This window comes from Nocardia sp. NPDC057668 (assembly GCF_042799795.1).
Classification (GTDB): Bacteria; Actinomycetota; Actinomycetes; order Mycobacteriales; family Mycobacteriaceae; genus Nocardia.
This window is the reverse complement of the sequence record NZ_JBHVIC010000002.1, coordinates 423,756-449,790: the sequence shown is the minus strand read 5'-3', so window position 1 is coordinate 449,790 and position 26,035 is coordinate 423,756. Positions and strand designations below refer to the sequence as shown.

The following is a 26,035-nucleotide window of genomic DNA, read 5'->3' as shown; positions in this document are numbered from 1 at the left end:
CTCGTGCTCAACGCGGCATGCCGTACGCGGCGGGGGCGGGGTAGGGAGTGGGGGCCGGGCGGGTCAGGGTGGCCAGGACCTGGTCCGGGTGGATGTGTTCCGGGGTGATCTCGGTGAGCTGGACCCGGGCCAGGGCGGCGGCCGATTCCAGTTGCGCGAGTGAGGCTTCGGCGACGGCGAGGCGGCCGTCGGGGCGCATGACCGCGTCGGTGAAGCCCTGCGCGGCCAGGGTGGTGGCCAGCGCGATGGGGCTGGAAGCCTTGACCAGCAGTCGATCCGGATGGCTGCGGCGCAGCCGCGCCGGGCTGCCCTGATAGGTGACCTTGCCGCGATCGAGCACGATGAGCTCGTCCGCGACCGGCAGCACCGTGCTCAGGGTCCGCGAGGTCAGCAGCACGGTGCCGCCGCGGCGGGCGTGCCCCTGTAAGAACTCGAAGAGCCAGGCAGATTCGGCGAGATCGAGCCCGGACAACGGCTCGTCCAGCACCAGCAGCGGCGGATCGCCGAGCAGCGCGACGGCCAGCGCGAGGCGCGTCTGCGCGCCCGGGGGCAGCATCGAGATGCGTTCTCCGGCCACGGGTTCCAGGCGGGTCAGCGTCAGCAGCTCGTCGGCCCGCTCGTCGGGGACGCCGGCGGCCGCGGCGAAGACCCGCAGTTGCGCGCGCACCGTGCGCGCCGGATGCAGTCCGCGCGGGGTGAGCATCGCCCCGACGGGCTGCCGTCCGCGCCGTACGCCCGAGCCGGGCCCGCCCACGCTCGCGGTGCCCGAGGTCGGCCGCAACTGCCCGAGCAGCATCCGCAGCACGGTGCTCTTGCCCGCGGCGGCCGGCCCGATGAGCGCGGCCACGGTCCCGGCGGGCACCACGAAACTGACCTCGTCCACGACCCGGACGGTCCCGAAATCCCGGCTCAGTCCGGCGGCGGCGAAGGCGAGCGGGCGGGCCTGGCTCACTTCTGCAGTTTCTTGGGCGCGGCTTCCACGGCGGGCAGCGGGTCGGCGTCGATGACCAGCAGTTGCGGCCACACCCGCGGCGGCGGCCCGAAAGCCTTGCGCGAGTTGTCGATCAGATTGTGGCCCAGGGCGCGGTTGCCGAAACCGCCGATGACCGCACCGATTCCGGCCGGGATCACCTTGCCGAGCATGAGCGCGCTGCGCTTGGCCAGGAATTGCACCATGAAGCGCTTGAGCAGCGAATCGTTCATCGCGCTGAGTCCGGGAATCTTGTTGGCCAGCAGGTTTCCCCAGTTCTTGGCCGAATGCCCGACGCTCTTCTGCACGATCGCCATGCCGCTGTCGCCCAGCACGACCGCGAGCACGAGCGCGCGGCGGCGTTCCTTGTCCTCGGGCGCGACGCCGTGCACGGCCGCCACGGCCAGGGTGTAGACGGCGGAGGCCTCCATGAAGAACGCGGTCTCCGCGCTCATGGCCGCCAGCGAGGCGACGGTACCGACGCCGGGGACCGCGGCGGTCGCGCCCACGGCGGTGCCGCTGCCGGTCACGGTGGTGAGGTACAGCTTCTCGATGCGCGCGATGATCTGCGCCGGAGATTCGTCGGGGTGGCTGCGCCGCAGCTTGTCCACGTACTTGGCGACGGCGGGTGCCTGTACCTGCGCCCCATTGTCGAGCAGCGAGACGACCGCCCGCTCGAGCCCGGTCTTGTACATCGCGATCCCCTTCTTCGTGCGGTCCTCCGACCGAAACTCTATGGCAATCGGACAACGAACCGCGAGAGAAGCCGGTTCCGCCCCGCGCGTTCGCACCGGACCCGCCTACGGTGAAGTGGTGTCCGGTGTGTCGGAGGGCGCGAGCGGAGTACCCGATCCGCGCCTGCGCGAGTTTGTCCTCGGTTACGAGGGTTACCTTTTGCGCGGATTCGAACCAGGCGTTCACGTGGGAATGCCCGGTCCGGGCCTGACCGTGATCGTCACCTTCGACGAGCCGCTGCGGATTCCGGTCACCGCGCATCCCGGGCAACCGGGCGGCAGCTGGGAGACCCTGGCCAGCGGGCTGACCGTGCGGCCGGTGGTCATCGCGCACTCGGGGTATCAGCACGGCGTCCAGCTGACGCTGACCCCGCGCGGTTGCCGGGCGCTGCTCGGGGTGCCCACCGCCGCCCTCGGTTCGTGGATGGTGGAGCTGGACGATCTGCTCGGGGGAGACGCCCGCGAACTGCGCGAGCGGCTCGCCGCCACCGCCGACTGGACAGCGCGCTTCGAGATCTTCGACGAGATCCTGCTGCGCCGCATGCGCCCGGTGCACTGGGATCCGGAGCTGGCCCGCGCCTGGGACCTGCTCGCCGGGGCGGATCCGGGTGTGCGGGTGGCGGCGGTCGCGGACGAGATCGGCTGGAGCCGGCGGCATCTGAGCGGCCGGTTCGCCGCCGAGTTCGGCATCACGCCCAAGGACGCGGTGCGCCTGGCTCGTTTCGAGCGCTCGCACCTGATGCTGCGGCTGCCCGATCCGCCCGCGCTGGCCGAGATCGCGGCGCTGACCGGCTACTACGACCAGGCCCATATGGCCCGCGAATGGCGTGAGCTGGCCGGACTGCCGCCCTCGGTCTGGCGCGAACGCGAGGAGTTCCCATTCGTCCAAGACCAACACGGGGCCGCCGCGACACCCTAGTGGCATGAGCGAATCAGCGAGCACCAAGACCCTGACCACCATCTGGCCCGCCCTGATCTATCGGGACGCCGACGCGGCGATCTCCTTCCTGGAGAACGTCTTCGGCTTCGAATGCACCGCCCGGCACGGGTCCCGCGAGGTCGTCGACCACGCCGAACTACGCTGGCCCACCGGCGGCGGCATCATGCTCGGCTCGGTCCGCGAGGACTCGGCCCTGAGCGGGCAGCCCGCCGGGGTCGGCGCGATCTACATCGTCACCGCCGAACCCGACGCGATCTACGCCCGCGCGGTCGCCGCGGGCGCGACCGTCATCCGCGAGCTCCGCGACGAAACCGATTACGAGTCACGCGGTTTCACCTGCCGCGACCCCGAGGGGGTCTACTGGAGCTTCGGCACCTTCGCGGGGGAGTAGGGTCGCCTGCCGGGCCGGGTATCCCGGCACCGGTGCTCGGATGCCCGCGGCCGGGCCGACCGCGAGCTGACCGACTGCCGAGCCTGGTTGACGGCCGGCTCGACCGACCGCCGGGCCGATCGACTGCCGGGCCGATCGACTACCGGGCCGATCGACTACCGGGCCGATCGACTGCCAGGCCGACCTGCCGCTGGTCCGGCCGGTGAACTCCGACCGTCGAGGCGCTACGCCGAGTGCGCGGCCGGGACCACGTCGCCGGGCTGTGGCGGCGGGGGCGGGGTGCCGTCGCCGAAGGGGTTGCCGCCCAGCGCTTCCCGGCCGTGCGGGGTGAGCCAATCGGACAGCTCGGGGCCCTTGGGGACGATCCGCGTGGGATTGATGTCGGTGTGCACGATGTAGTAGTGCTCTTTGATCTGGGTGAAGTCGATGGTGTCGCCGAAGCCCGGGGTCTGGAACAGGTCGCGGGCGTAGGCCCACAGCACGTCCATCTCGGACAGTTTCTGCCGGTTGCACTTGAAGTGGCCGTGGTACACGGGATCGAAGCGCGCGAGGGTGGTGAACAGGCGCACGTCGGCCTCGGTGATGGTGTCGCCCACCAGGTACCGCTGCCCGGCCAGGCGTTCGGTCAGCCAGTCCAGGGCGGTGAACAGCCGGTCGTAGGCCGCGTCGTAGGAGTCCTGATCACCGGCGAACCCGCAGCGGTACACCCCGTTGTTGACCTCGGTGTACACCCGCTTGTTGACCGTGTCGATCTCCTCGCGCAGATCCTGCGGATACAGCCGCGGCGCGCCGGGCCGGTGGAACTCGGTCCATTCGGTGGAGAAGTCGAGGGTGATCTGCGCGTAGTCGTTGGTGACGACCTGCCCGGTGGCGATCTCCACGATCGCGGGCACGGTGATGCCGCGCGGGTAGTCGGGGAAGCGCGCCAGGTAGGCGTCGCGCAGGAAGTGGATGCCGAGCACCGGATCCACGCCGCCGGGGTCGAGATCGAAGGTCCAGCTCCGCTTGTCGTGGGTCGGGCCGGGCATGCCCACGGACAGCGCCGATTCCAGGCCCAGCAGCCGCCGCACGATCAGCGTGCGGTTGGCCCACGGGCAGGCCCGCGCCGCGACCAGGCGGTAGCGCCCGGCCTCGACCGGGTAGCCCTCGCGCCCGTCGGCGGTGATCCGGGTGGTGATGTAGTTCGTGTCCCGCTTGAACCCGCCGGCTTCGACGTAGGTCCCGTTCTGCGATTCCGAGGTGGTCACGCGATCCAGTCTGGCAGAGACCGTGTCGTACATTCGGGACCATGACTGACTCGAAGCCCACCCGCCTGGAACGCATCGTCACCGCGGGAGGTGCGCGGGCCGCGATCATCACCGTCGCGCATCCGCCGCTGAATCTGTTCGACAAGGCGCTGTTGGACGCGCTCGCCGCCGATTTCGAGGAGCTGGCCGCCGATCCGCCGCGGGCGCTGCTGCTGCGCGCGGAGGGCAAGCTGGTCTCGGGCGGGGTGGACGTGCACGTGTTCGACGGCCTCACCGCCGAGGAGGGCGCGCAGCTGTGGCAGACCCTGTTCGCGCGGGTCATCCATCCCATCGAGGCGCTGCCGTGCCCCGTGGTGTTCGCCGCGCACGGGCTGACGCTGACCGCGGCCTTCGAGATCGCGCTGGCCTGCGACATCATCCTGGCCGCGCCCAAGGCCAAGTTCGGCCTGGTGGAGACCGTGGTCGGGCTGACCCCGTCGATGGGCGGCCCGCAGCGCCTGGCCGAGCGCGCCGGTTCCGGCCGCGCCCGCGAGTTCGTGATGACCGGGGACCTGTACGACGCGGCCACGATGGCCGACTGGGGCGTGGTCAACGCGGTGCACGAGGACGTCGACGACGCCGCGCGCGCCCTGCTGGCCCGCCTGGCCGACGGGCCGACCCGCGCGCACGCCGCCACCAAGGAGATCATCGGGGCCTGGCGTTCGGGCGGTGTGGCGCACGCGGATTCGGTGACGCCGGAGATCTCGGGCCGCCTGTTCGCCACTTCGGACCTGAAGAACGCTGTCCGCAGCTTCCTCGATGTGGGGCCGGGCAAGGCCACGTACAGGGGCGAGTAGTTCCCCGCGCAGCCGTCCGCGCCGGGGTTCCGGGCCGGGTGGTGCGGGGGTGTGCGGGGCGGGTGGAAACCGGAGCGGGGGAGCCCCGGACACGGGCAACTAGCCGCAAAGACGGCGCAATCCGCCCGTAGCTGTGATCTGCATCATATAGTCACTGGTGCCTGCTGGCCACAAGGCGCTCGGAGGGACCTATGTCGCAGCTACTGGTGGAATACCCGCACTCGCGAAATGCCCGGTGCGACAACCCCCTTGCGCGTGGGGCCGATGGCGTCCTGCGCTACGGAAACCTCAATCCGGCACTCACCGAGTTACTGGATATTCAGGTGCACACCTTCGCCGCGCGGGAGGCGGTCGTCGAGATCGGGGGCCCGCGGCTCACCTATCGCGAGCTATGGTATTCCGCCTCGCGGATAGCCGGCGGGTTGCAGGAGCACGGGATCGGCTACGGGGATCGGGTCGCGGTCCGCATGCCGGTGGGCGTGCGCTGGGTGCAGGCGTTCCTGGGCGCGCTGCTGTCCGGCGCGGTGCCGGTGCTGGTGCACGACCGGCTCCCGGACGCCCTGGCGGACAAGGTCATTCACGACGCCAGCGCCGACTACATCCTCGACGGCGGCGGCCGTGCGCACGGATACCGCGCGGCGCTGCCCGACGCCGCCGCGTTCATCGACGACGGCGCGTCCCTGGGTGAGCTGGCCCTGCTCTGCTACACCAGTCCCGGCTCGCCGGTCGGCCCGCGCGGGGTCGAACTCACCAACGAGAATCTGCTGTCCGCGATCCGCTCGGTGGTCGGGGCGCTGGAGCTACCCACGGCGGGGCTGCGCAACCTGGTGCTGCTGCCCCTGGCGCACGCGAGCGGCTGCGTCGATCAGCTGCTCCCGACCTTCGCGGTGGGCGGCACCGTGGTGCTGGCCCCGGATCCGGCCGCGATCGCCGAAACCCTTGCCGCCGAGCGAATAGACATGGTGGCGGCCACCCCGCGCATCTTCGCGGGCCTGCTACCGGAGCTGGCTGGACTGCGGATGGAGGGGGTCCGCAAGGTGTGCAGCGCGGGTCATCGCGCCGAACTCGCCGCCGTGGAACCGGGCGCCGCCGACACGGTCTCGGACTCGCTCCGCGCGGTCTTCCCCGCGGCCCGGCAGTGGTCGGTGTGGGGCGCCACCGAGACCAGCGGCATCGGGCTGGCTCGCGACGACGCCGCCGCCCCCGATGCCTGCGACTCCCTCGGATTCGCCTTCGGCGGAACCGAACTCGCCCTCTTCGGCCCCGCCGCGGACACCGGTCGCGGCGAATTGCTCTGTCGCGGGCCGAATATCGCCCCGCGCTATTGGAACGACCCGCAGACCACCGAATCCCGGTTCACCGGTTCGTGGTTCCACACGGGCAACCACGTGACCATCGACCCGACCGGCCTGGTCCGCCGGGCTCCCGTCGCCTGAGACGGGTTTTCCCGCGGCGCGCCACGCGCATGACCGCTGACATGCGGCAGAAGCCCGCGTCGAACATGCTGTCGCCGCCGGGGCCGCCTGATCGGGTCTGCCGGGGCCGCTTGACCGGGTGTGCTGATTGCCAACGTCGCGGACCCTCGCGCGGCCGGCACACCGACCTCCGCGCACGACACGCGGGGCCGCCGTGCGGAGACGATGCGAACTGTGGATCGAGCGCCGGGCTACCGCCTACTCGATGAAGCGGCCGCGCAGCGCGGTGCGCTGTTCGGGGGTGATGCCCACCTCGGCGAGGTAGCCGTCCAGGTCCCCGTACATCGCGATCATCGAGTCCGTGGCCGAGGCGAGGTACTCGGGTTTGACGCCGAGCAGGTCGTCGGAGAGCTCCTCGTTCGAGCCCTCGGTCATGATCGCGCGCAGGGTGGGCACGGCGTCGTTGCTGAGCAGGTAGTCGGCGTAGACGTCCTCCTCGGTGACGTCCACCGTGCGCAGCAGGGTCGCGATGGCCCAGCCGGTGCGGTCCTTGCCCGCGGCGCAGTGCACGAGCGCGGTGCCGGCGAGGGCCGATTCGGCCAGGGTCCGGATGGCCACGTGCGCCTCGGGCATGGCGGGGAACGTGCGGTAGACCTCGAGCATGTGGTTGGACGCGGTGGCGTGCGCCCGTGCCTCGTGCGGCGGGGTCAGGCTGATCTGGGAGTCGAACGGGGTGACGTGCAGGCGGACCTGATCGGGCAGGGCGTCGTGGCCGATGTGGTCGATCTCGGCGAAGCCGCGCAGGTCGTGCACGTCGGTGACGCCGAGGTCGAGCAGCCGGGAGCGGCCCTGGTCGTCGAGCCCGCTGAGCTGTGCCGAGCGGAGCAGGACCCCGTCGCGGACGCGGGCTCCGGCGGCGGTCCGGGCTCCGCCCACGTCACGGAAGTTGAAGGTGCCGGTGATCAGGAAAGGGTCGTGGCGCGCAGAAGTCACCCGCTCAGGCTATCGGTGAGCGCGGGCGCGGGGGGTATCGAATCCGATGGGTGGAAGTGAATTCCAGGTGGTGACCGGCGCGTTGCGCCGGTGCGTCACTGTGCCCTGACCCACAGTGGCTATCTTCCGGGGAAGTGGTGTCCGTAAAATACCTAGCGGTACTAATGCCTGGTTTACCGGGCGATCCGGGAATTTCGGCCATTCCCATTCGATCGCGGGCGCGTCCCGATTAGGTAACAAAACAATCTTCCGGTACGAAATCGGCTATCAAAGCTGGTCGCGAACCCAGAAAACGACGTAGCATCGATACCTGTTGAACGGGTCCACCGAGGTGCAGCTCGGGATCAATGCTGATCTATCACCCGTTGAGGCAGCCGCGCAGGCGAGGTGCGCGAGTTCTTTTCGCCATAGGGAGTCGTCGTTGAGCGCTAGTGGAGAAATCACCCAGGTCGGACTTCGTCCTGCTATGACCGAGGCCATCGAGAAAGCTGCCGCGTCGCTCGACTTCAGTGGTAATCGTGCGCTGCGGGTGCTGCTGCACGCCGGGATCAGCACGCTGTGGCCGATCCTGAAGTCCAGCCCCGACCGGCAGATCCAGTCGTACGAGGCCACGCTGGCCATCCTGCGCCAGCGCTGGGAGGGCGGCCGGTCGGTCTGTGTGCCGGACCCGGTCGCCTCGGCCATGTTCCAGAACATGGACGCGGCGGTGACCGATTTCCTCGAGCTGTGCGCCCAGCGCTCGGGCACGCAGTGGCTCGAGCCGGTCGAGGCGGTCGCGGCCTACCTGGTGGCCGTCATCCAGGGCATGGTGCTGCGCTGGCTCTCCGATTGCGACGACGAGACGGCCCTGGTCGTGCTCGACGATCTGGTGTCCTACATGTCGACCAAGGCCGTCGACCTCTGATCGGAGCCCGGTAAGAATCCCACCGAGATACTGGACGCATGACCAGTTTCGTGATCGAATGAAGCGGTGACCCAACCGTCTCCGATCACGGGGCTGCACGCGGCCACCGAGGACCTCGACCCGCCGCTCGCCGCCGTCGACATGACCGCGCTGCGGGCCAACGCCGCCGATCTGGTGCGCCGGGCGCGCGGGGTGCCGATTCGCGTGGCCAGCAAGTCCGTGCGCTGCCGCGCCGTGCTCGAAGAGGTGCTCGGCAGCGACCTCACCCGCTCCGGCGGCTTCGCCGGAATCATGGGATATTCGCTGGCCGAAGCCATTTGGCTCGCCCGCCAGGGCGCGCGGGACATCCTGCTCGGTTACCCCAGCGTCGATCGGGGCGCACTGCGCGAACTCGCCGCCGACCCGGTGCTGCTGGACGCCATCACGCTCATGATCGACGATCTCGATCAGCTCGACTTCGTGCGCGCCGTCATCGGTGACAAGCCCGGTCCTCGAATCTGTCTGGACGTGGACGCGTCCCTGCGCATCGGGCCGCTGCACCTGGGCGTGCGCCGCTCGCCGCTGCGCGAACCCGAGGACGTGGCGCGGGTGGCGGCCGCCGCGAAGCGGCGCGGTTTCCGGGTGGTCGGCGTCATGACCTACGAGGCCCAGATCGCCGGGTTGCCCGACACCAATCCCGCTGTGCGCGTGGTGAAGAAGCTCTCCGCCATGGAGATCCTGCGCCGTCGCCGCCGGGTGCTGGACGCGGTCCGCGCCGAGGTCGGCGAGCTCGAGATCGTGAACAGCGGCGGCACCGGTTCCATCGAGGTCAGCATTCAGGAACCCGGCGTCACCGAGGTGACCGCCGGGTCGGGTCTGTACCTGCCGACCCTGTTCGACGGCTACCGCAACCTCGCTCCCCGCCCGGCGATGTACTTCGCCCTGCCGGTGCTGCGCCATCCGGCCGAGGGCATGGCCACCGCCTACTCCGGCGGCTACATCGCCTCCGGTCCGACCGGGGCCTCGCGGGTGCCGAAACCGGTGTGGCCCTTGGGCCTGGGGCTGATCGGCACCGAGGGCGCGGGTGAGGTGCAGACCCCGCTCACCGGCGCCGAGGACCTCGCCATCGGCGACCGCGTCTGGTTCCGGCACGCCAAGGCGGGCGAGCTGTGCGAGCGCTTCACCGCGGTGCAGCTCGTCACCGACGGTGAGCGCGTCACCGTCCCGACCTATCGCGGCGAGGGGCAGTGCTTCGGCTAGTCGCCGCCGCGGGATCTCCGGTTCCGCGACGGGAACGGTAGCGGTCCGCTGCCGAAACCCCGTCACATCCCGTCCACCTGGAGCACCGCGGCCAGGTCGGAGAGCCCGGCCTCGGTGGCGGGCAGGAATTCGGTCAGCAGCGGTGAGCGCACGATGATCGCCGCCCACATGGCCCGGGAGATCGCGCCGGTGACCCAGTGCCGCGAGACCAGCGCGCCGACGCCGTAGGGCGCGTCGCCGGGAGCGGAGGTGGTCATCGAGACCAGGACCACCGCCGCCTCGCGGCCCTGGAAATGATCGGCCGTGCCGACCAGGACGTCCTCGATTCTGGCGCGGGACAGCAGGGTTCGGATCCGCGCGACCTGCGCGTGATACGGCGCGACCACCAGGATGTCGTGCGGGTGCAGGCGGCGGGTGCCCGTCGCGGTCTGCCACGGCAGCCCGATCAGGGTGCGCACCTGGCGCACGATCTCGCGCGCCTCCTCGGCGGATTCGGTGCTGTTGCCGTGATGTTCGACGGTGATCGTGCGCACGCCCGGGGCCACGCCGTCGAGTTCCCTTGCCAGAGTGACGGTTTCGTTCGACCGCAGCCGATTGTCGTAGCGCAGCCGGGACACCGGGCCGGACATGCGCGGATGCATGCGCCAGGTGCGGTCCAGGAAGTAGCCGTAGGCGGCGGGCAGGGTGCGGTGCGGTCCCACCACGCGCCCGAGCACCGATTCGTCGACCGGTTCGGGGTGCCTGCCGTGCCCGGCGGCCGGCGCGAGATCCCCGACCAGCAGCAGGTTTCGGGCGCCAGCCGCCACGGCGACCGCCTCGGCCAGCGGTATCCGGCCCGCGTCGACGATGACCAGCAGATCCAGGCGATCGCGTGGAATGCGCCCGGGCTCGGTGTAATCGCGGGTCAGCCCGCCCACCACGCAGCCGTTGACCGCGTTGTCCAGGAATCGGGTGTAGTGCGCGGCCTCGATGTGCAGCCACTCCGAGGCCACCGACAGCGCGTCGGTCTTGCCGACCAGTTCGGGCAGAATGCCTTCGCGCACAACGGCGTCCAGCACGTGCTCCACCACCGGATGCGCGCGCGCCATGACCCCCACGCGCCATCGGTACCGGGTGACGAGTCTTTCCAGCACGCGCGCGACGGTGTCGGTCTTGCCGGTGCCGGGCGGGCCCTGCACCGCGACGTAGGAATCGTCGAGTTCGAGAACGGCGGCGGTGACCGCGGACGCGTGATCACCGAACACCTCCGGCAGCGCCGCGCCGTCGCGCAGCCGCGGTGCGCGCCGGCACAGCAGGTCGAAGACCGCGTTCTCCGGCACCTCGGGCAGGGCCACCAGCAGCTGGTGCGCGACGTCCTCGAGCACCTCCTCCAGATGCTCGTCCCGGCCGGGCGGGCGGGGCGCGATGGCCGCCGGGAGTTCGGCGTACGGCGCACAGTCCTCGGGCAGCAGTTCCACCACCCGCACCACGTCCTCGAAATTGGCGGCCGGCGCGCAGCCCAGGACCGTGGCGTACGCGGTGGCGCGGCGGCCGGGCGCGGTGCGCATGCCGGGCGCGGGCCGGTCGTAGACGGTCAGTACCGGGGTGCCGGGCGGCGGCGGGTTGCCGGTGCCGAGCCGCCCGGTGAGGGTGAGGTAGCGGCGCAGCGGCTGCTGCCCGGTGCCGTGCCAGTCGGTGTCGACGGTGCCCGAATCGGCGATCAGCACCCCGGGCGTCTCGGCCCATTCGTCCACCGGGTGATCGAGCCGGTCCTCGTGCGCCCAGCGCAGCGGCCGCCGCTCGCGCCGGTGATAGCCCAGTGCGGCAGCGGTATACGCGGCCGCGACCTGTGCGATGTCACGTCGCTCCGGGCACTCGCTGTCGGCGAACTCCCGCAGCGCGGCCTCGACCTCGTCCGGTCCGCTCTCCCAGTAGTCGTAGGACATGCGCCGGGCGGGCAGCACCCCGTGCTCGGCGGCCAGTTCGAGCAGCCAATCCCGCAGCCGGAGTACGGCTTCGGGGTCGTCGTGGGACCCGGCGATCGCGCCGCCCGGCACTCTCGCGGTCGAGTGCCCGAGGGGTTCGCCGTCGGTGGGGCGACCCCGGCCCGCTCCCCGGTGATCCGCGCCGTTGGGGACGGTGAGATTCGTGCCGCTCAGGTGTATGAGATCCACGCCGCTCGGGTGTGCGAGATTCATGCCGCTCGCGTGTACGGGATTCGCGTCGGTCTGGTGTGCGAGATTCGTGCCGGTCTGGTGTGCGGAATTCGCGTCGGCCGGGTGTACAAGATCCGCGTCGGCCGGGTGCACGAGATTCGTGCCGCTCGAGTGCGCGAGATCCGTTTCGCCGGAGCGGGATCGGGCGTGTGCCGCGCGATTGGGCGGCAGCTCGCGCAGGTCGTACGAGCGCTCGCCGACGATCATCGCCGATCGCACGATCGGGTACAGGTCCACCACCGCGGGCAGCAACTCCGAGACCGTGTCCTCGCCCTCGGGCCACCGTTCGCCCAGTTCGCTCAGCAGCGGCCGTAGCTCGGTGCGGTAGTGGTGGATTCGCAGATCCGGATGCCGGCTCTGACACTCTTCGACGAATTCGAGCAGTGCCCGGCCGTCATCGCCGGACGCGTGGGTGTTGTCGGCGTCGGGCCGAATCACGAAGGTGCGCAAGGCGACCGGAGGAGTCCCCGCCGCGAGCATCACCGGGTGGAGCGCGGCCGTCGCCAGCGCGCCCGCACCGGCGTGCGGACCCGAGTAGTCGAATGGCGTACTCGGCCCGCCGGTCCCGCCGCCCGCGAGCAGCTCGAAGACCCGGTTGCCCGCACCTTGCCGCGCGGCGTGTGCTGTCCGGGCGCTCACCGAATAGGCGTCACCGTCACCCGCGGCCGCCCGGTCCATCCCGGCGTAACCGGGCGCGGCCACGGAGCAGACGCGAACGATGAGATCGCCGGGGACGGGCTCGCTCTCGACCGGGTGGCGCACGCCGCGAGCGGGCCATCCATCGGTGTCGCCGACCGCCGGGGTGACGGTCACGAACAGATCGCCCGGGGTGGGATGGGGGAGGGCGGCCAGGGCGGCGGCGGAGAGCAGGGCGTGGGTGGGGTGGGCGCTGCGCTCGCGGTGGAGCTGGAGTTCGGCCTGGCGGCGCAGGGCGGTGAAGGTGGGGGCGGGGACGCCGGTGACGGTGGCGTCGGCGGCGGCCAGGCGCTCGACGGTGGTGATGCCGGCGTCGCGGAGCTGGGCGTGGGTGGTGGCGCGCATGCCGGCGACCAGCCACAGATCGCGCTGGGCGTGGAGTTCGGCCGTGCAGACGCGGCAGCGGCCGCAGGCCAGGAAGCGGCGGTCGCCCCACTGCACGGGGAGCAGTTCGCCGAGCTTGGTGTCCAGGATCAGGTCGAGCCGGCGGCGGCGGGCGGCGTGCACGAGGGCGATCTCGGTCAGCGCGGCGCTCACCGGCGCGCCGTCCAGCCAGAGGCGCGCGTGCGCGCGCGGCCGGAAACCGATGTCGCGCAACGCCTGCGCGGTGGCGGCCAGGCGCAGCAGCGCGGTCATGCGGTCGGCGGTGGCGGCGACGGCCGCGGGCAGGTAGCCCGGATCGCCGGACGCGGTGTCGCGCAGCAGGAAATCGCAGCGGGTCACGAACGAGCCGTCGAACAGCACGGCGCCGGCGACGACGTCGGCTCCGGTGCGCAGGGCCGCCAGGGTGCGGTCGTGCGCGGCGATCAGGTTCGCCGTGGCGGGCGCGGCGTCGCCGTGTTCGGGACAGTGGACGCGGACCACGCTCGCGCCGAACCGATCCCGGAGATCGGCGAGCCGGTCGGCCACCGCGGGGTCCTCGACGCGCGTTCTGGCGGCCGGGTCGCCGATTCTCGGCACCAGTCCCAGTTCGGCGTCGAGGGCGCGCAACAGCGCGAACTCACAACGCGCCGCTGACACCAGATCCGAGGTGCTGCACACGACACGATCACCGAACAGAATCAATCGCGGCCCTCCTGTGCCTTTGCGCCGACACCCGCGTCCCCGCGCACGCGCCTGTGCGTGCCGGGTCGCGCCACAGCGTAATGACCGGATGCGTGCTGCCGGCCCGGCCGGACGCGGAGAACCCTACAGCCCGTTTCGGCGTGTCGCCCGGCATTACCGAGCGCGCGCACACCCGCGCGCCGCCCCGGTCAGGTGGCTGAATCCGGCTGTCCCGGCATTTGCGACAATCGCCGGATGCCGTTCTTCGATGGCCCGCGCGGGCGGCTGCACCACCGCCACTGGCCCGCCCCCGACGCCGTGGCGAGCGTGGCCCTGCTGCCCGGAATCGGCCAGCACAGCGGGCACTATCACCGCTTCGCCCGCGTCCTGAACGCCGCGCACATCGACCTGTGGACCCTGGACACCGCGGGCCACGGCCTCAGCGAGGGCGATGCCCGGCACCCCGGCACCCTGCCCGAATTGTCGAGAGACGCACAGACTTTCCTCGCGCAGATCCGGCCAACCCCCCTGATCCTGATGGGCCACTCCCTCGGCGCGGCCACCGCCCTCGCCCTGATCGGCGCGTGCCCCGCCCTGGTCCCGCCCGCCGCGACCCCTCCGCCGGTTTCCGCTCTGATCCTCTGCGGGACCCCGAAAACCATCCTGCGCGGCGCTCCGCCGGTCTCCACCCGCACCGCCCCCGCGGCCCGGACCGCTCCCTCGGCCGGCAACCGCGGCGCGCAGTCGGCCCGATCCACTCCGGCGGCAGCCGATCCCCGTGCCGCGCACGTCGCCCCCGCCGGTCCCGGCCCGGAACCCCAACTCCCGGGGACACTTCCGACCCTGGTGGTACACGGCACTGATGACCGCCGTGCACCGGTCGATGTCGTCCGCGCCTGGGTGCGCCACCAACCGCGCGCCGACTACCGCGAGTACCGGGACGCGGGACACGACCTCCTGCACGAGCCGGTTCACACGGAGGTCGCCTCCGACATCGTCACCTGGATCGAAGAACTCGCCCGGTGAGACTTGGAACCGCCCCGGCACCGGCGAGCGTGTGATCGCGAGACCGACCGGAGCGCCGGTCCGAGAGTTGGTCGGCCCGAGCCGAATCCCGGGGCGCGGATCCGGTGTACCGGCTGCGGCTCGCCCGGCGCAGACGGTGACTGCCCGGCCCGGCCGCGCTCGACGCGCAGGAGCTCTCGGGGTTGAGGTGGGCCGACGCGCTCTGCGGTCAGCTGGACCGGATTCGCCGGAACAATAGACCCCGCGGGGTCGGCATCCGCACCTCGAGCGGTCCGCGCCGGCACGCCGGTGAACGGCCGACCGTGGTCGCGGATTCGCCGAGGAGGGTGCGCGCCATCGTGAGCGGCGGGGACCGTACATGACGCTCAGGGCACGCTGCCGCCGAATCCGGATTCGCGGCGCGGCGTACCTCGTCCCGAACCGTTCGCCGGGGCAAGGGTTTACGTTGGCAGGCGTGCCACTCTATGAATTCGAAGGCAAGCGGCCCACGGTCGACCCGACGGCCTTCATCGCGCCCACGGCCACGCTCATCGGCGACGTCCGGGTCGAGGCGGGGGCCTCGATCTGGTACGGGGCGGTGCTGCGCGCCGACCTCGCGCCCATCATCATTCGTGAGCGGGCGAACGTGCAGGACAACGCGGTGATCCACGTGCCGCCGGAGGTGACGGTGGAGATCGGCCCGGGCGCGACGCTCGCCCACGCGGTCGTGTTCCACGGCGCGACGCTGGGCGCGGAATCGATTGTGGGCAACGCCAGCACGGTGCTGGACGGCGCCAGGATCGGCAGCGGCACGATGATCGCCGCCCACTCCCTGGTCCAGCCCGGCCAGGAGATTCCCGACGGCGTCCTCGCAGCCGGCGCGCCCGCCGAGGTGAAACGCCCCATAGCGGGCACCCAGGCCGAAATGTGGGTCAAGATCAACCCCTCCTACTACGCCGACCTGGCCCAACGCCACCGCACCGGCCTGACCGAGGTCGAATAACCCCGTCCCCCACCCACATCCGGCCGCTCCACCTCCACCGACACATCGTCACGGTGACGGATGCCCCACGCACGCCATACCTACCGGGCGTTATGGCCGAGCACCCGATGCCTCGCGCGGTGGCACCCGCGCGCCGTGCCGACCGGGCGCGCCGTCGCCCGGCGCGACTGCCCGCCCACCGTGCTCGAACCGCACCCGGGCGACATCGTGCCGCGACAGGGCCTCACGCCTCCGGCGGGTGGAGCAGGGCGACGACCTCGTCATCGGTCAGCTGGTGGAAATCGTCGTAGACCCCGCCCACGCCGCCGAGTTGGCGGGGGACCAGGGGGCAGACCACCTCGTCGGCGAGCAGCCGAATGCGTTGCAGCGCTTCCCAGGACGAGACCGGGACCGCCACCAGCAGGTGGCGGGGCTCGTGCAGGCGGGCGACCTCGCAGGCGACCGCGACCGTCGCGCCGGTGGCCATGCCGTCGTCGACGATCACCACCGTGCGGTCCTTCAGCGGGATCGGCGGGGTCGCGCGCAATACGCGCCGACGGCGTTCCAGTTCCCGGCGTTCGAGCAGCTCGACCTCGGCGATCTGCTCGGGCGTCACGCCGGTGAGGCGCATGACGTCGGGGTTGAGCACCCGCGTCCCGTCCTCGCCGATCGCGCCCACCGCCAGTTCCGGCTGCCACGGCACCCCGAGCTTGCGCACCAGCAGCACGTCCAGATCTCCGCCGATGATGCGCCGCATGGCCGCCGCCACCGGCACCCCGCCGCGCGGCAACCCCAGCAGCAGCGGATCCGCCGTGCGCAACCGCACGAGCACCCCGCCCAGTGCCCGCCCGGCGGTCCCCCGATCCGGATAGGTCATTGCCGCCCAGTCTAGTTGCGCAGGCCGCCCCTCGGCTCGGCCCTCGGACGCCGCGCCCGTCCCGCGCGCAGGAACCAGCGGCACCTCGCCGGCGGCAAGCCTTGCCGCCCGACGAGCTTGCCGGCCCCACGACGACCCCGTCCGCACGACACCTCGGCCGTGTGACGGTCGCCGGCCGGTATAGCTCTGGCGGGCGCCAACCGGGCAGAGGCGGATTCTCGCCTGCGCGTGAACACCCCCCCGTGCGGGTGGCCTACTCCTCGCGAATTCCGAAGCGGCGCAGGGCCAGACTCGGATTCGTGGCGCGCACCTCGCGGAGCTGGTCCAGGTCCACGCGGGCGGTCGCGATGCCGGGTTGATCGCCGAGCTCGGCCAGTACCGCGCCGGAGGGGGCGATGATCATGGACGCGCCCGAGCCGCGCGGGGCGGCCTGGTCCGAAGCGGCCACGTACATGGTGTTCTCGATGGCCCGCGCCCGCAGCAGCGTCGTCCACTGATCGACCTTGCCGGGGCCGGGGATCCATTGCGCGGGCAGCACCAGCACGTGGGCCCCGGCGTCCGCGATGCGCCGGATGCCCTCGGGGAACCGCAGATCGAAGCAGGTCTGCATCCCGAACACGACCCCGTCGACGGTGAAGGTCTGCGGCGGGTCGAGCGGGCCGGGCAGCACCAGCTCGGACTCCTGGAAACCGAACGCGTCGTACAGGTGCACCTTGCGGTAGACGGCGGCGAATTCGGCGTTCGGGGTCGCCGCGACCAGCGTGTTGTAGATGCGGTCCGCGGGCTGATCGCCGCCGGGCGCCTCCACCACGCCGGCCACCAGGTGCACCCCGAATTCGGCTGCGATGCCGCGCAATCCGTTCACGAACGGACCTGTGAGCGGTTCAGCCGCCTTGACCACCCGTTCGTCCAGCCGCGTCACCGCGTACATCGAGTACTCGGGTGCGATGACGACCTTCGCCCCGAGTTCACTGGCCGCCCGCACCTCGGCCCGCAACGCGGTGAGATTGGCCACGGTGTCGGCGCCGGGCGCGAATTGCACCACGGCGATGTCCACCGCGCCCGCGGGCGACACTCCGACGGGAGCCGCCGCCTGCGCCGCCGGTTCGTGCGCGAGCGCGCTCATCGCCTCTGAGCTGGCGGATTCGGCGGTCGTGACCGCGCCGGTGACGTAGTTGCGGACGGGCGCGGGTTCGGCGTGACCCAGCCCGGATGCCGACAGAACGGGGGGCGTTGCCGCAGATGCGGGCGGGTTGTCCGGTTGCACGACTTCCAGCCTATTCACCCGATGGTCGGGGCGACCAGGGTAAGGCAGTAAACTGCTGGTCAATGAGTACCTCACCGGCCGACAGCGTTCCCACTGACGACGAGAGGGACGCGAACGGCCCGTCCTTCGCTGATCTCGGTATCGATGACCGCGTCCTGCGGGCCATCGCCGATGTCGGCTACGAATCGCCGTCGCCGATTCAGGCTGCGACGATTCCGCCGCTGCTGGCGGGCTCGGACGTGGTGGGTCTCGCGCAGACCGGTACCGGCAAGACTGCCGCCTTCGCCATCCCGATCCTCATGGGTCTGGAAGTCACCGGCAAGGCCCCGCGCGCGCTGGTGCTCGCACCGACCCGTGAGCTCGCGATCCAGGTGGCGGAGGCCTTCGGCCGGTACTCCACCCACATTCCGGGTCTGAACGTGCTGCCGATCTACGGCGGCCAGAACTACGCCGTGCAGCTGTCCGGCCTGCGCCGCGGCGCGCACGTCGTGGTCGGCACGCCCGGTCGCGTCATCGACCATCTGGAGCGCGGCACGCTGGATCTGACCCAGCTGCAGTACCTGGTCCTCGACGAGGCCGACGAGATGCTCAAGATGGGCTTCCAGGACGACGTCGAGCGCATTCTGCGCGACACGCCCGAAACGAAGCAGGTCGCGCTGTTCTCGGCGACCATGCCGCCGGTGATCCGCAAGATCGCCAAGCAGTACCTGCACGACCCGGTGGAGATCACGGTCAAGACCAAGACCTCCACCAACACGAACATCACCCAGCGCTGGGTGTCGGTGTCGTACCAGCGCAAGCTGGACGCGCTGACCCGCATCCTCGAGGTCGAGTCCTTCGAGGCCATGATCATCTTCGTGCGCACCAAGCAGGCCACCGAGGAGCTGGCCGAAAAGCTGCGCGCGCGTGGCTATTCCGCCGCGGCCATCAACGGCGACATCGCGCAGGCCCAGCGTGAGCGGACCATCGGTCAGCTCAAGAACGGCCAGCTCGACATCCTGGTCGCCACCGACGTCGCCGCCCGCGGCCTGGACGTCGAGCGCATCTCGCACGTGGTGAACTACGACATCCCGCACGACACCGAGTCCTACGTGCACCGCATCGGCCGCACCGGCCGCGCGGGCCGCAGCGGTGACGCCCTGCTGTTCGTCGCCCCGCGCGAGCGCCGCCTGCTCGACGCCATCGAGCGCGCGACCCGCCAGCCGCTGACCGAGATGCAGCTGCCCAGCGTGGACGACGTGAACGCGCAGCGCGTCACCAAGTTCGGCGACACCATCACCGAGAACCTCGCGTCGGCGAATCTGCCGCTGTTCCGCAAGCTCATCGAGGACTACGAGCGCGAGCACAACATTCCGCTGGTGGACATCGCCGCGGCGCTGGCGGTCGGCTCGTACGACGGCAACAACTTCTTCATGGAGCCCGACCCGGAGCCCGTGGTGCGCGAGCGCCGCGAGCGTCCCGAGCGCTCCTTCGCGGGCGACCGTGAGCGCCGCCCGCGCGAGGGCGGCCCCTCGCTGCACCGCAACACCGGCGCGGAGCTGGCGACCTACCGCATCGCGGTCGGCAAGCGGCACAAGGTCGCCCCCGGCGCGATCGTCGGCGCCATCGCCAACGAGGGCGGGCTACGCCGGAGCGACTTCGGCCACATCAGCATTCGCCCGGACCACAGCCTGGTCGAGCTGCCCGCGGACCTGTCGCAGGAGACCCTGAACGCGCTGAGCCGCACCCGCATCAGCGGTCAGCTCATTCAGCTGGAGCTCGATTCCGGCGCCCCCGGCCAGCGCTCGATGAGCCGCGCCCCCCGCCGCCCCGCGGACCGCGACTTCAAGCGCCAGGACCACAAGCGCAAGCCCCGCACCTGAGCGGTTCCCGCACAGCGCAGCTCGCACGAAAACTCGCGCCCAGGCCGAAAAGCCTGGGCGCGAGCTCGTTTCGAGGGGCGGGCACCGGCGAACCGAACGGTCGTGCCCGGACTCGGCGAGTCCGGGCACGAAAGTGATTGTGAGGCAGAGCCGATCGGGGTCCGGTGGCCGGCGGTCCGGGCGGATCCCGTGTGCGACTAGCTCGCGGCCGGGGCCGCCGGGGCCGGCGCGGCGGGTGCGGGCGCGGCCGGTGCGGGAGCGCCCGGGTCGGCGGGCGCGGCGTCGGCCGGTGCGGGCGCGTCGCCGGAGCCGCTCGAGCCGCTGTCGCTGGAACCACCCGAGCCGGTCGAGGGCTGACCGTCCGTCTTCGGCAGCTCGGCCACGGTGAACAGCCCGACCGTCGGCAGCACCACGCAGCGGGCCGCGGGGTAGTCGATCGTCCCCCAGAGCGAGGCCACGACGGTGCCCGGGCCGGAGTCCACGGTTGTCGCCAGGGCCGGGAGGTTGTATTCGGTCACGTCGGCCAGCGGGCTGATGCCGCTGCGGCCGTTGCCGACATTGAGCCACGCCACGCTCAGGCCCGAGGCCAGCGGCATCCCCGAATGCGCGGGGGTGGCCTGGAAGCGCAGGGTGCCGGGCGGACCGGCGAGGCCGAGTTCGGGGCCGTTCACCATGCCGGGGGTCGCCGAGGCGGCGGTCATGGTGAAGGGCAGGTTGTGCCCGCAGCCGATGGTGGGCGCGGTGTACCCGAACGGCCGGAAGCCGATGTCGCCGAGCCTGGCGGCCGCGACCAGCTGGGCGCCCTTGCTCACGGTGGTGACCGCGGCGCGGGCCTCGGCGTTGTCGCCCGCGGCGGTGGTGAGCTGCTCGATCGCGGTCTCGACCGGCGATTTCTCCGCGTCGGCGGCGGCCGTGCCCGCCGCGCACAGGACCGCGGCGGCGGCGAGGGCGGTGACCGAGGCGGCACGCCCGGGAAGAGTTCTGCCGTTCACTCGTACTTCTCCTGCGAACTGGGGATACCGGTGGGACGATCGGCGGCTCTGCGCTCGGAAGCGGCACCGGCGCACCGGATCTCCCCGGCAACGTACCAGCTGCCCCGCAATCGCGTCTGCCGAGGCGGCCACCGGGTGTGATCCAGCCGACACGCCGAGTATTACCGAGGGGTAAGTTTGACCTTGAAACGACAGCGACGCTGGGAGAAGCGATGAAACTTGCCCTGTCACCCGACGAGGTGAAATTCCGGGACGAACTGCGCGAGTTCTACCGGACCAAGATCCCGGCGGAGATTCGCGAGCGCGTGAAGTACGGGCGCGAGATCTCCAAGGACGACATCGTCACCACGCATCGGATCCTCAACGAACACGGCTACGCGGTCCCCAAGTGGCCGGTCGCCTGGGGCGGCCGTGACTGGACGCCCATGCAGCGCCACATCTGGGAAGACGAGATGCAGCTGGCCTCGGTCATCGAGCCGCTCACCTTCAACGCCCAGATGATCGGCCCGGTCATCGCGCAGTTCGGCTCGGAGGAGCTCAAGGCGCGCTTCCTGCCCCCGACCGCCAACCTCGACATCTGGTGGTGCCAGGGCTTCTCCGAGCCCGATGCCGGGTCGGACCTGGCCTCGCTGCGCACCACCGCCGTCCGCGACGGCGACGACTACATCGTCAACGGCCAGAAGATCTGGACCACGCTGGCGCAGTACGCGGACTGGATCTTCTGCCTGGTCCGCACCGATCCGGCCGCGAAGAAGCAGGCGGGCATCTCGATGCTGCTGTTCGACGTGAAGTCGCCGGGCGTGACCGTCCGGCCGATCAAGCTCATCGACGGCGGCCACGAGGTCAACGAGGTCTTCTTCGAGAACGTCCGGGTTCCGGCCGATCAGCTGGTCGGCGAGGAGAACATGGGCTGGACCTACGCCAAGTTCCTGCTCGGCAACGAGCGCACCGGCATCACCGGCGTCGGCCGCACCAAGGTGAAACTCGCGGTCGCGAAGGAGTATGCGGCCCAGACCAGGTCGGGACGCGGCACGCTGCTCGAGGATCCGGTGTTCGCCGCGCGCGTGGCGGCGCTGGAGAACGAGCTGCTGGCGCTGGAGCTGACCCTGATGCGGGTCGTCTCCAATACCACCGACGGCAAACCGAATCCGGCGTCCTCGGTGCTCAAGCTGCGTGGCTCCGAGCTCCAGCAGGCCGCCACCGAGCTGCTGCTGGACATCGCGGGCCCGGACGCGCTGCCGGTGCAGGCCGATGACATCGCTTCGCCCGCCTGGGCGCAGCGCACCGGTCCCGGCTACCTGAACTACCGCAAGACAACCATCTACGGAGGTTCCAGCGAGGTGCAGCGCACCATCATCGCCTCCACCATCCTCGGATTGTGAGCTGCCGCCATGGATTTCGAACTCACCGATGAACAGGTCATGCTGCGCGACACGGTCCGCGATCTGCTCGCCCGCGCCTACGACCCGGAGTCCCGCCTGAAGGTCACCGACGCCGAACTCGGCTGGAACCGCGAGGTCTGGAACCAGCTCGCCGAACTCGGCGTGCTCGGCCTGGCTTTCAGCGAGGAGGACGGCGGCGTGGGCGCCGGGCCGGTGGAGACCATGGTCGTGCTGGAGGAGGTCGGCCGCCGCCTGGCGCCCGAGCCGATCCTGGACGCCGTGCTGATCCCGGGCGGACTGATCGCCGCCGCCGGCACCGAGGCACAGCGGCAGCGCGTGCTGCCCGCGCTGGTCGCGGGGGAGAAGCTGCTGGCCTTCGCCCACGACGAGCCCGGAACCCGCTGGCCCGCCGCCGAACTCGCCACCATCGCGGTGCCGCAGGGCGACGGATACGTGCTGACCGGGGTGAAGAACCCGGTGCCGCACGGGGATTGCGCCGACGAGTTCGTGGTCAGCGCCGAACTGCCGGGTGGCGGCCTCGGGCTGTTCCTGGTCGCCGCCGACGCGACGGGCGTGGTGCGCAAGCCCTTCCGCACCTTCGACGAGCGCCGCGGCGCGCAACTCGAGTTCACCGCCACCCCGGGTGAACTGCTCGGCGACAACGCCGACGCCGCGGCCGCGCTGGCCACGGTGACCGCCCAGGCGCAGGCCGCGCTGTGCGCGGAATCGCTCGGCGCGATGGAGGAGTCGCTGCGACTCACCACCGAATACCTCAAGACCCGCAAGCAGTTCGGCGTCACGCTGTCCAAGTTCCAGACCCTGAGTCAGCGGGCCGCCGAAATGTACGTCTCCCTGGAGTTGGCGCGCAGTATGAGCCTGTACGCCACGGCCGCCCTGGTGGACGAGGTCACCGATCCCGCCGTCGCCGCCCGCGCCCGCCTGCAGGTGGGCCGCTCGGCCCGCCACATCGGCCAGGAGGCGATCCAGATGCACGGCGGCATCGGCATCACCACCGAGTACCCGGTGAGCCACTACGTGGCCCGCCTCACCGGCATCGCCCGCACCCTGGGCGGCGACCTGGATCACCTGCGCCAACTCGCCGACCACGTAGGCGATTACACCCTCGTCGAGTTCTGACCCGAACCCGCCGTCCCCGCGCCCCGCTCTCTCCAGGAGCGGGGCGCGTTCGTTTCGCGACGAATGCGCCTGCGCGGGAGTCATTCCGCCGCCGCGAGGCAGGACGTGAGCGGGCTCCGGATCGCTTCCACCGGACCGCGTTCCAGTGGGCCGCGCCCGGCGCGGTTCAGTGCGCACGGTTAGCCGTGTGATGTCCCGCTGGGCGTGTGTTCGCGGCCGGGGCGGGGGACACGCGCGTGGCCGGGCGCGCGGGTCGATCCGCGGAACGCGAAAAGTGGTGGGGGCGGGTTCTCTCGCGCGCGTAGGGTGCGGTCATGGGAGAGGAAACTGTTCGGCTGGACGGGAATACGCTGGTTTTGGCGGGGGGTGTGCGGGTGCGATTCATTCGCACGCTGCGGCTGCCGGAGACGGGGACGCACGCGCTGCCGCCGGGCATCGGGGATTTCCCGGTGCGGCGGGTGGCCGACTACGCGGACACGGTGCCCGACGAATGGGCGAAACGCGGCGGCGTCATGCTGCCCATGTACCTGCGCGAGGCCATGTGGCTCTCGTTCTCCGCGCAGGAGCCGGCGGCCCTGCAGATCGGGGTGGGCAAGGTGTGCGCGGTCTCGGGCAAGCCGTGGAGCGATCGGCTCGGGCGCGACCCGCAGAACTACGTGGTGCTACCCCGCCAGCCCTGGCTGGACGGCATCAACTCCGGTGCGGGCACCATCCGCCAATTCGTCGCGGTGCCTTTGGGATTGGGCGCGACGGTGGAGGGTCAGGTCACCGGGGAGGAGGTCTGGGGCGGAATCCAGCTGCAGCACTTCGGATTGAACGAGATCGAACTGGCGCAGTGGCGCAAGGCCCAGCGCGCACGGGAAGCCGGCCGCGGTGACGGCCCACAGACGCTCGGCAGCCCGTTCGACGGCGGCTACGGCGAGAAACCGCCGCCGTGGGCCGGTGGATACGCCGGTGGCTCCGGTGGTTACGGTGCGCCGCCGCCCGGTGGCCCGCCGCCGGCGCCGGGCGGCGGGTACGGCGGGCCCGCACCGCAGTGGGGCGATCCCGCGGGCAACACCGGTTCCTTCGGCGCGTACCCGGCGCCCCCAGCGCAGGGCGCGGGTTACGGCTCGGCGCCACCGCCCCCGGGGTCCGCCCCCGGCGCGCCGCCCGCCCGTTCGGCGGCGGGAAAGTCCGCCAAGGCCATGGGCCTGGGCGTCGGCGGCACCATGCACCAGGAGATCTACGCCGACGATCGCGCGCTCGAGTCGTGGGCGACAACGCGTTCCGGCCGTGTCTTCGTGCACCTGGTGACGCCGCCGGACTGGCAGCGCATCACCGGCGAAGCGCCGCCGCCCTCACCGGTGAACCGGCAGGCGTACACCGAGGCGGGCCTGCCGTGGTTCGACTACTTCGACTCCGACGCAACAGATCTCGCGCCCGTCACCGAACTGTCCACCGTGGCCCCGGTCGGCGAGTGGCTGGGCGCGGACCATGAGCCGTGGCAGGACCCGGTTCCCGGGCAGGTGCACCACCTCGGCGATCCGAAGGGCAAGCCCGTCACCGATGGCGACTGGTAGCGCCCGTGCCGCGGCGGGCTGCCCGGACCGGTGAGGTGCGCGGCAGCGCCCGCCGCCGCGGAATCCGGGCGGCCGAACCTGTTCGGCCGCGCCCCTCACTCGTCGGAATCGTCGGTGGCGGTGGGCCGTTCGGTGGTCGTGGCCGGCGCGGTGGTGGTGACCTCGGTCGTGGTGACCGGTCGTTCGGTCGTCACCGGGCGCTCGGTGGTGGTCACCGGCGGCCGCGAGGTGGTGGTGCGCGGGGTGGTCGGCCGGGTGGTGCGGGTGGTGGTGCTCGGCCGGTCGGTCCGATCCCCCGGGTAGTCCGGGTCATCGGGATCGATGGTGACCGACGGCGGCAGCGTGCGCCGGGGCGGCTGGTCCGAGGCCACCCGCCAGGTCGGCGAGGGCGGGATCAGAACCCCGGGCGTCGTGCTCTCGCCCGGCTTCGTAATCTCCGGCGCGGCTTGCAGATCCGCGTTCAGGGCCGGGGGCGGCACATAGACGTCCTGGCGGCCGAGGCCGCAGGCGCCGAGAAGCACCAGACCCAGCGAAACCACGCCGACGGCTGCGGCGGCACCGGCCACGGGCCGGGGGAGCGGCCTCCGCGGTGTGGTGTCGCCGCGCTCGTCCGCGCGGGCGTTGCTGCCGTCCATTTGTGGCACTCCTGATTGTCTCGAGTGGGCTCACCATAACGGAGGTGATGACTCGGGGCCAGGCGGGTGCTTGGTCCGATTTGTACGACTACGGCGTTGTTCCGGAAGGCTACGACAATATCTCAAACAGCAGTGATTCAGATATCGGATTAATAAACTCTGCGTGTTGCGAGCACGTGTCGCATGGACAATTCGTTGCCGAGCCGTAATGTGTGTCCAAAGTTACACGTGAGACGCCCGAAATTAGCCGAGAGACGCGCCGAAGATTCGCCGAACCGGTGGGCGTCATCTAGGAGTGGATGATGGGTGCATTCTCGACATCCCCGCTGCGCGCCAACGCGCGGCCCGGGGAACCGGCGGTGGACAGACCGTCGAGACCGTCGGCAATCCTGGCCCGTGCCGCCGCCTGGCTGTTCTTCCTGGGCGGAGTGGTCGGCGCGATCCTCGGGATAGCGGGCCTACATGTGGAAATCACCGTCGCGGGCCTGATACTGGCCTGCACCGCAGGATTGGTCCTGCTCAAACTACGCGCGGACAACGCGCCCACCGACGGCAACTGACTCTCCCCGGGCGGCACACGGACCCCGGAGTCGATCGAGTCCCTCCGTCCGAGTGAAACCCGTCGAGTGAAACTCGCGAAATGAATCCATGAAAGAACTCGGCGCATTTATTCTGCGCGAATTCAGCTAATAACTGGCTACCATTTTCATGGATTCATCCGTGATAGTCC

At 71.1% G+C, this 26,035-nt stretch carries 22 protein-coding genes; 13 read left to right on the top strand and 9 right to left on the bottom strand.

The window, feature by feature from the left end; genetic code table 11:
• Positions 1-7: 7 nt before the first annotated feature.
• Complete coding sequence (locus tag ACFVBH_RS14895) at positions 8-952, bottom strand: ABC transporter ATP-binding protein (RefSeq protein WP_379002090.1); 945 nt, start codon at positions 950-952, stop codon at positions 8-10.
• Entirely contained in the window at positions 949-1,665 is a 717-nt protein-coding gene (locus tag ACFVBH_RS14890) for a hypothetical protein (RefSeq protein ID WP_354988874.1), read from the bottom strand. Before ACFVBH_RS14890 ends, ACFVBH_RS14895 begins: the two co-directional genes overlap by 4 nt.
• 118 nt (positions 1,666-1,783) lie before the next feature.
• On the opposite strand from ACFVBH_RS14890, the gene ACFVBH_RS14885 reads away from it, so the two are divergent.
• A complete protein-coding gene (locus ACFVBH_RS14885) occupies positions 1,784-2,623 on the top strand; it encodes a helix-turn-helix domain-containing protein (protein ID WP_379002089.1) in 840 nt (279 codons plus the stop codon).
• A 4-nt stretch (positions 2,624-2,627) separates the two neighbouring features.
• Positions 2,628-3,035 carry a VOC family protein gene (locus ACFVBH_RS14880; RefSeq protein ID WP_354988876.1) on the top strand — a complete coding sequence of 136 codons (408 nt, stop codon included), beginning with the start codon at positions 2,628-2,630 and terminating at the stop codon, positions 3,033-3,035.
• Positions 3,036-3,259: 224 nt separating this feature from the next.
• On the opposite strand, the gene ACFVBH_RS14875 is transcribed toward ACFVBH_RS14880, so the two are convergent.
• Positions 3,260-4,282 carry a glutathione S-transferase family protein gene (locus ACFVBH_RS14875; protein WP_379002087.1) on the bottom strand — a complete coding sequence of 341 codons (1,023 nt, stop codon included), beginning with the start codon at positions 4,280-4,282 and terminating at the stop codon, positions 3,260-3,262.
• Between the two features lie 41 nt (positions 4,283-4,323).
• On the opposite strand from ACFVBH_RS14875, the gene ACFVBH_RS14870 reads away from it, so the two are divergent.
• Complete coding sequence (locus ACFVBH_RS14870; RefSeq protein ID WP_379002086.1) at positions 4,324-5,118, top strand: enoyl-CoA hydratase/isomerase family protein; 795 nt, start codon at positions 4,324-4,326, stop codon at positions 5,116-5,118.
• A gap of 191 nt (positions 5,119-5,309) precedes the next feature.
• Positions 5,310-6,554, top strand: a complete 1,245-nt coding sequence (locus tag ACFVBH_RS14865; protein WP_379002085.1) for a class I adenylate-forming enzyme family protein — start codon at positions 5,310-5,312, stop codon at positions 6,552-6,554.
• Positions 6,555-6,791: 237 nt separating this feature from the next.
• Here the strand turns inward: ACFVBH_RS14865 and ACFVBH_RS14860 are convergent, their stop codons facing one another.
• Positions 6,792-7,526 (bottom strand): tyrosine-protein phosphatase, encoded by a 735-nt coding sequence (locus ACFVBH_RS14860; protein ID WP_354988880.1) that lies wholly within the window; start codon positions 7,524-7,526, stop codon positions 6,792-6,794.
• A gap of 466 nt (positions 7,527-7,992) precedes the next feature.
• Between ACFVBH_RS14860 and ACFVBH_RS14855 the strand changes: the two genes are divergently transcribed.
• Entirely contained in the window at positions 7,993-8,430 is a 438-nt protein-coding gene (locus tag ACFVBH_RS14855) for a TetR family transcriptional regulator (protein WP_354988881.1), read from the top strand.
• 66 nt (positions 8,431-8,496) lie between these two features.
• Positions 8,497-9,669, top strand: coding sequence for an amino acid deaminase/aldolase (locus ACFVBH_RS14850; protein WP_354988882.1), 1,173 nt, complete (start codon positions 8,497-8,499; stop codon positions 9,667-9,669).
• Positions 9,670-9,731: 62 nt separating this feature from the next.
• Here the strand turns inward: ACFVBH_RS14850 and ACFVBH_RS14845 are convergent, their stop codons facing one another.
• Positions 9,732-13,625 carry an AAA domain-containing protein gene (locus tag ACFVBH_RS14845; RefSeq protein ID WP_379002083.1) on the bottom strand — a complete coding sequence of 1,298 codons (3,894 nt, stop codon included), beginning with the start codon at positions 13,623-13,625 and terminating at the stop codon, positions 9,732-9,734.
• Between the two features lie 234 nt (positions 13,626-13,859).
• Between ACFVBH_RS14845 and ACFVBH_RS14840 the strand changes: the two genes are divergently transcribed.
• Together ACFVBH_RS14840 and ACFVBH_RS14835 are read left to right on the top strand one after the other, a co-directional pair.
• The gene (locus tag ACFVBH_RS14840; RefSeq protein ID WP_379002082.1) at positions 13,860-14,630 is read left to right on the top strand and encodes an alpha/beta hydrolase; all 771 of its coding nucleotides are present in this window, start codon (positions 13,860-13,862) and stop codon (positions 14,628-14,630) included.
• A 454-nt stretch (positions 14,631-15,084) separates the two neighbouring features.
• Positions 15,085-15,612, top strand: a complete 528-nt coding sequence (locus ACFVBH_RS14835) for a gamma carbonic anhydrase family protein (protein WP_379002081.1) — start codon at positions 15,085-15,087, stop codon at positions 15,610-15,612.
• A 223-nt stretch (positions 15,613-15,835) separates the two neighbouring features.
• Here the strand turns inward: ACFVBH_RS14835 and ACFVBH_RS14830 are convergent, their stop codons facing one another.
• Positions 15,836-16,468, bottom strand: a complete 633-nt coding sequence (locus ACFVBH_RS14830; protein ID WP_379002080.1) for a phosphoribosyltransferase — start codon at positions 16,466-16,468, stop codon at positions 15,836-15,838.
• Positions 16,469-16,721: 253 nt separating this feature from the next.
• Positions 16,722-17,594: a carbon-nitrogen hydrolase family protein gene (locus ACFVBH_RS14825; protein ID WP_379002788.1), complete on the bottom strand. Its 873-nt coding sequence runs from the start codon at positions 17,592-17,594 to the stop codon at positions 16,722-16,724.
• 203 nt (positions 17,595-17,797) lie between these two features.
• Here ACFVBH_RS14825 and ACFVBH_RS14820 point away from each other — a divergent pair, with 203 nt between their 5' ends.
• On the top strand, positions 17,798-19,597 hold the full coding sequence (locus tag ACFVBH_RS14820; protein ID WP_354988887.1) for a DEAD/DEAH box helicase: 1,800 nt from the start codon (positions 17,798-17,800) through the stop codon (positions 19,595-19,597).
• Between the two features lie 197 nt (positions 19,598-19,794).
• On the opposite strand, the gene ACFVBH_RS14815 is transcribed toward ACFVBH_RS14820, so the two are convergent.
• Positions 19,795-20,589: a hypothetical protein gene (locus ACFVBH_RS14815; protein ID WP_354991192.1), complete on the bottom strand. Its 795-nt coding sequence runs from the start codon at positions 20,587-20,589 to the stop codon at positions 19,795-19,797.
• 212 nt (positions 20,590-20,801) lie between these two features.
• On the opposite strand from ACFVBH_RS14815, the gene ACFVBH_RS14810 reads away from it, so the two are divergent.
• The 3 genes from ACFVBH_RS14810 to ACFVBH_RS14800 all read left to right on the top strand — a co-directional run bounded on the left by ACFVBH_RS14810 (position 20,802) and on the right by ACFVBH_RS14800 (position 24,670).
• A complete protein-coding gene (locus ACFVBH_RS14810; RefSeq protein WP_354991193.1) occupies positions 20,802-21,971 on the top strand; it encodes an acyl-CoA dehydrogenase family protein in 1,170 nt (389 codons plus the stop codon).
• 9 nt (positions 21,972-21,980) lie between these two features.
• Positions 21,981-23,108 carry an acyl-CoA dehydrogenase family protein gene (locus ACFVBH_RS14805; protein ID WP_379002077.1) on the top strand — a complete coding sequence of 376 codons (1,128 nt, stop codon included), beginning with the start codon at positions 21,981-21,983 and terminating at the stop codon, positions 23,106-23,108.
• Between the two features lie 314 nt (positions 23,109-23,422).
• Positions 23,423-24,670: a hypothetical protein gene (locus ACFVBH_RS14800; protein WP_379002076.1), complete on the top strand. Its 1,248-nt coding sequence runs from the start codon at positions 23,423-23,425 to the stop codon at positions 24,668-24,670.
• Between the two features lie 95 nt (positions 24,671-24,765).
• On the opposite strand, the gene ACFVBH_RS14795 is transcribed toward ACFVBH_RS14800, so the two are convergent.
• Positions 24,766-25,305, bottom strand: coding sequence for a hypothetical protein (locus ACFVBH_RS14795; RefSeq protein WP_379002074.1), 540 nt, complete (start codon positions 25,303-25,305; stop codon positions 24,766-24,768).
• A 302-nt stretch (positions 25,306-25,607) separates the two neighbouring features.
• On the opposite strand from ACFVBH_RS14795, the gene ACFVBH_RS14790 reads away from it, so the two are divergent.
• Positions 25,608-25,865, top strand: a complete 258-nt coding sequence (locus tag ACFVBH_RS14790) for a hypothetical protein (protein WP_354991197.1) — start codon at positions 25,608-25,610, stop codon at positions 25,863-25,865.
• Positions 25,866-26,035: the final 170 nt, after the last annotated feature.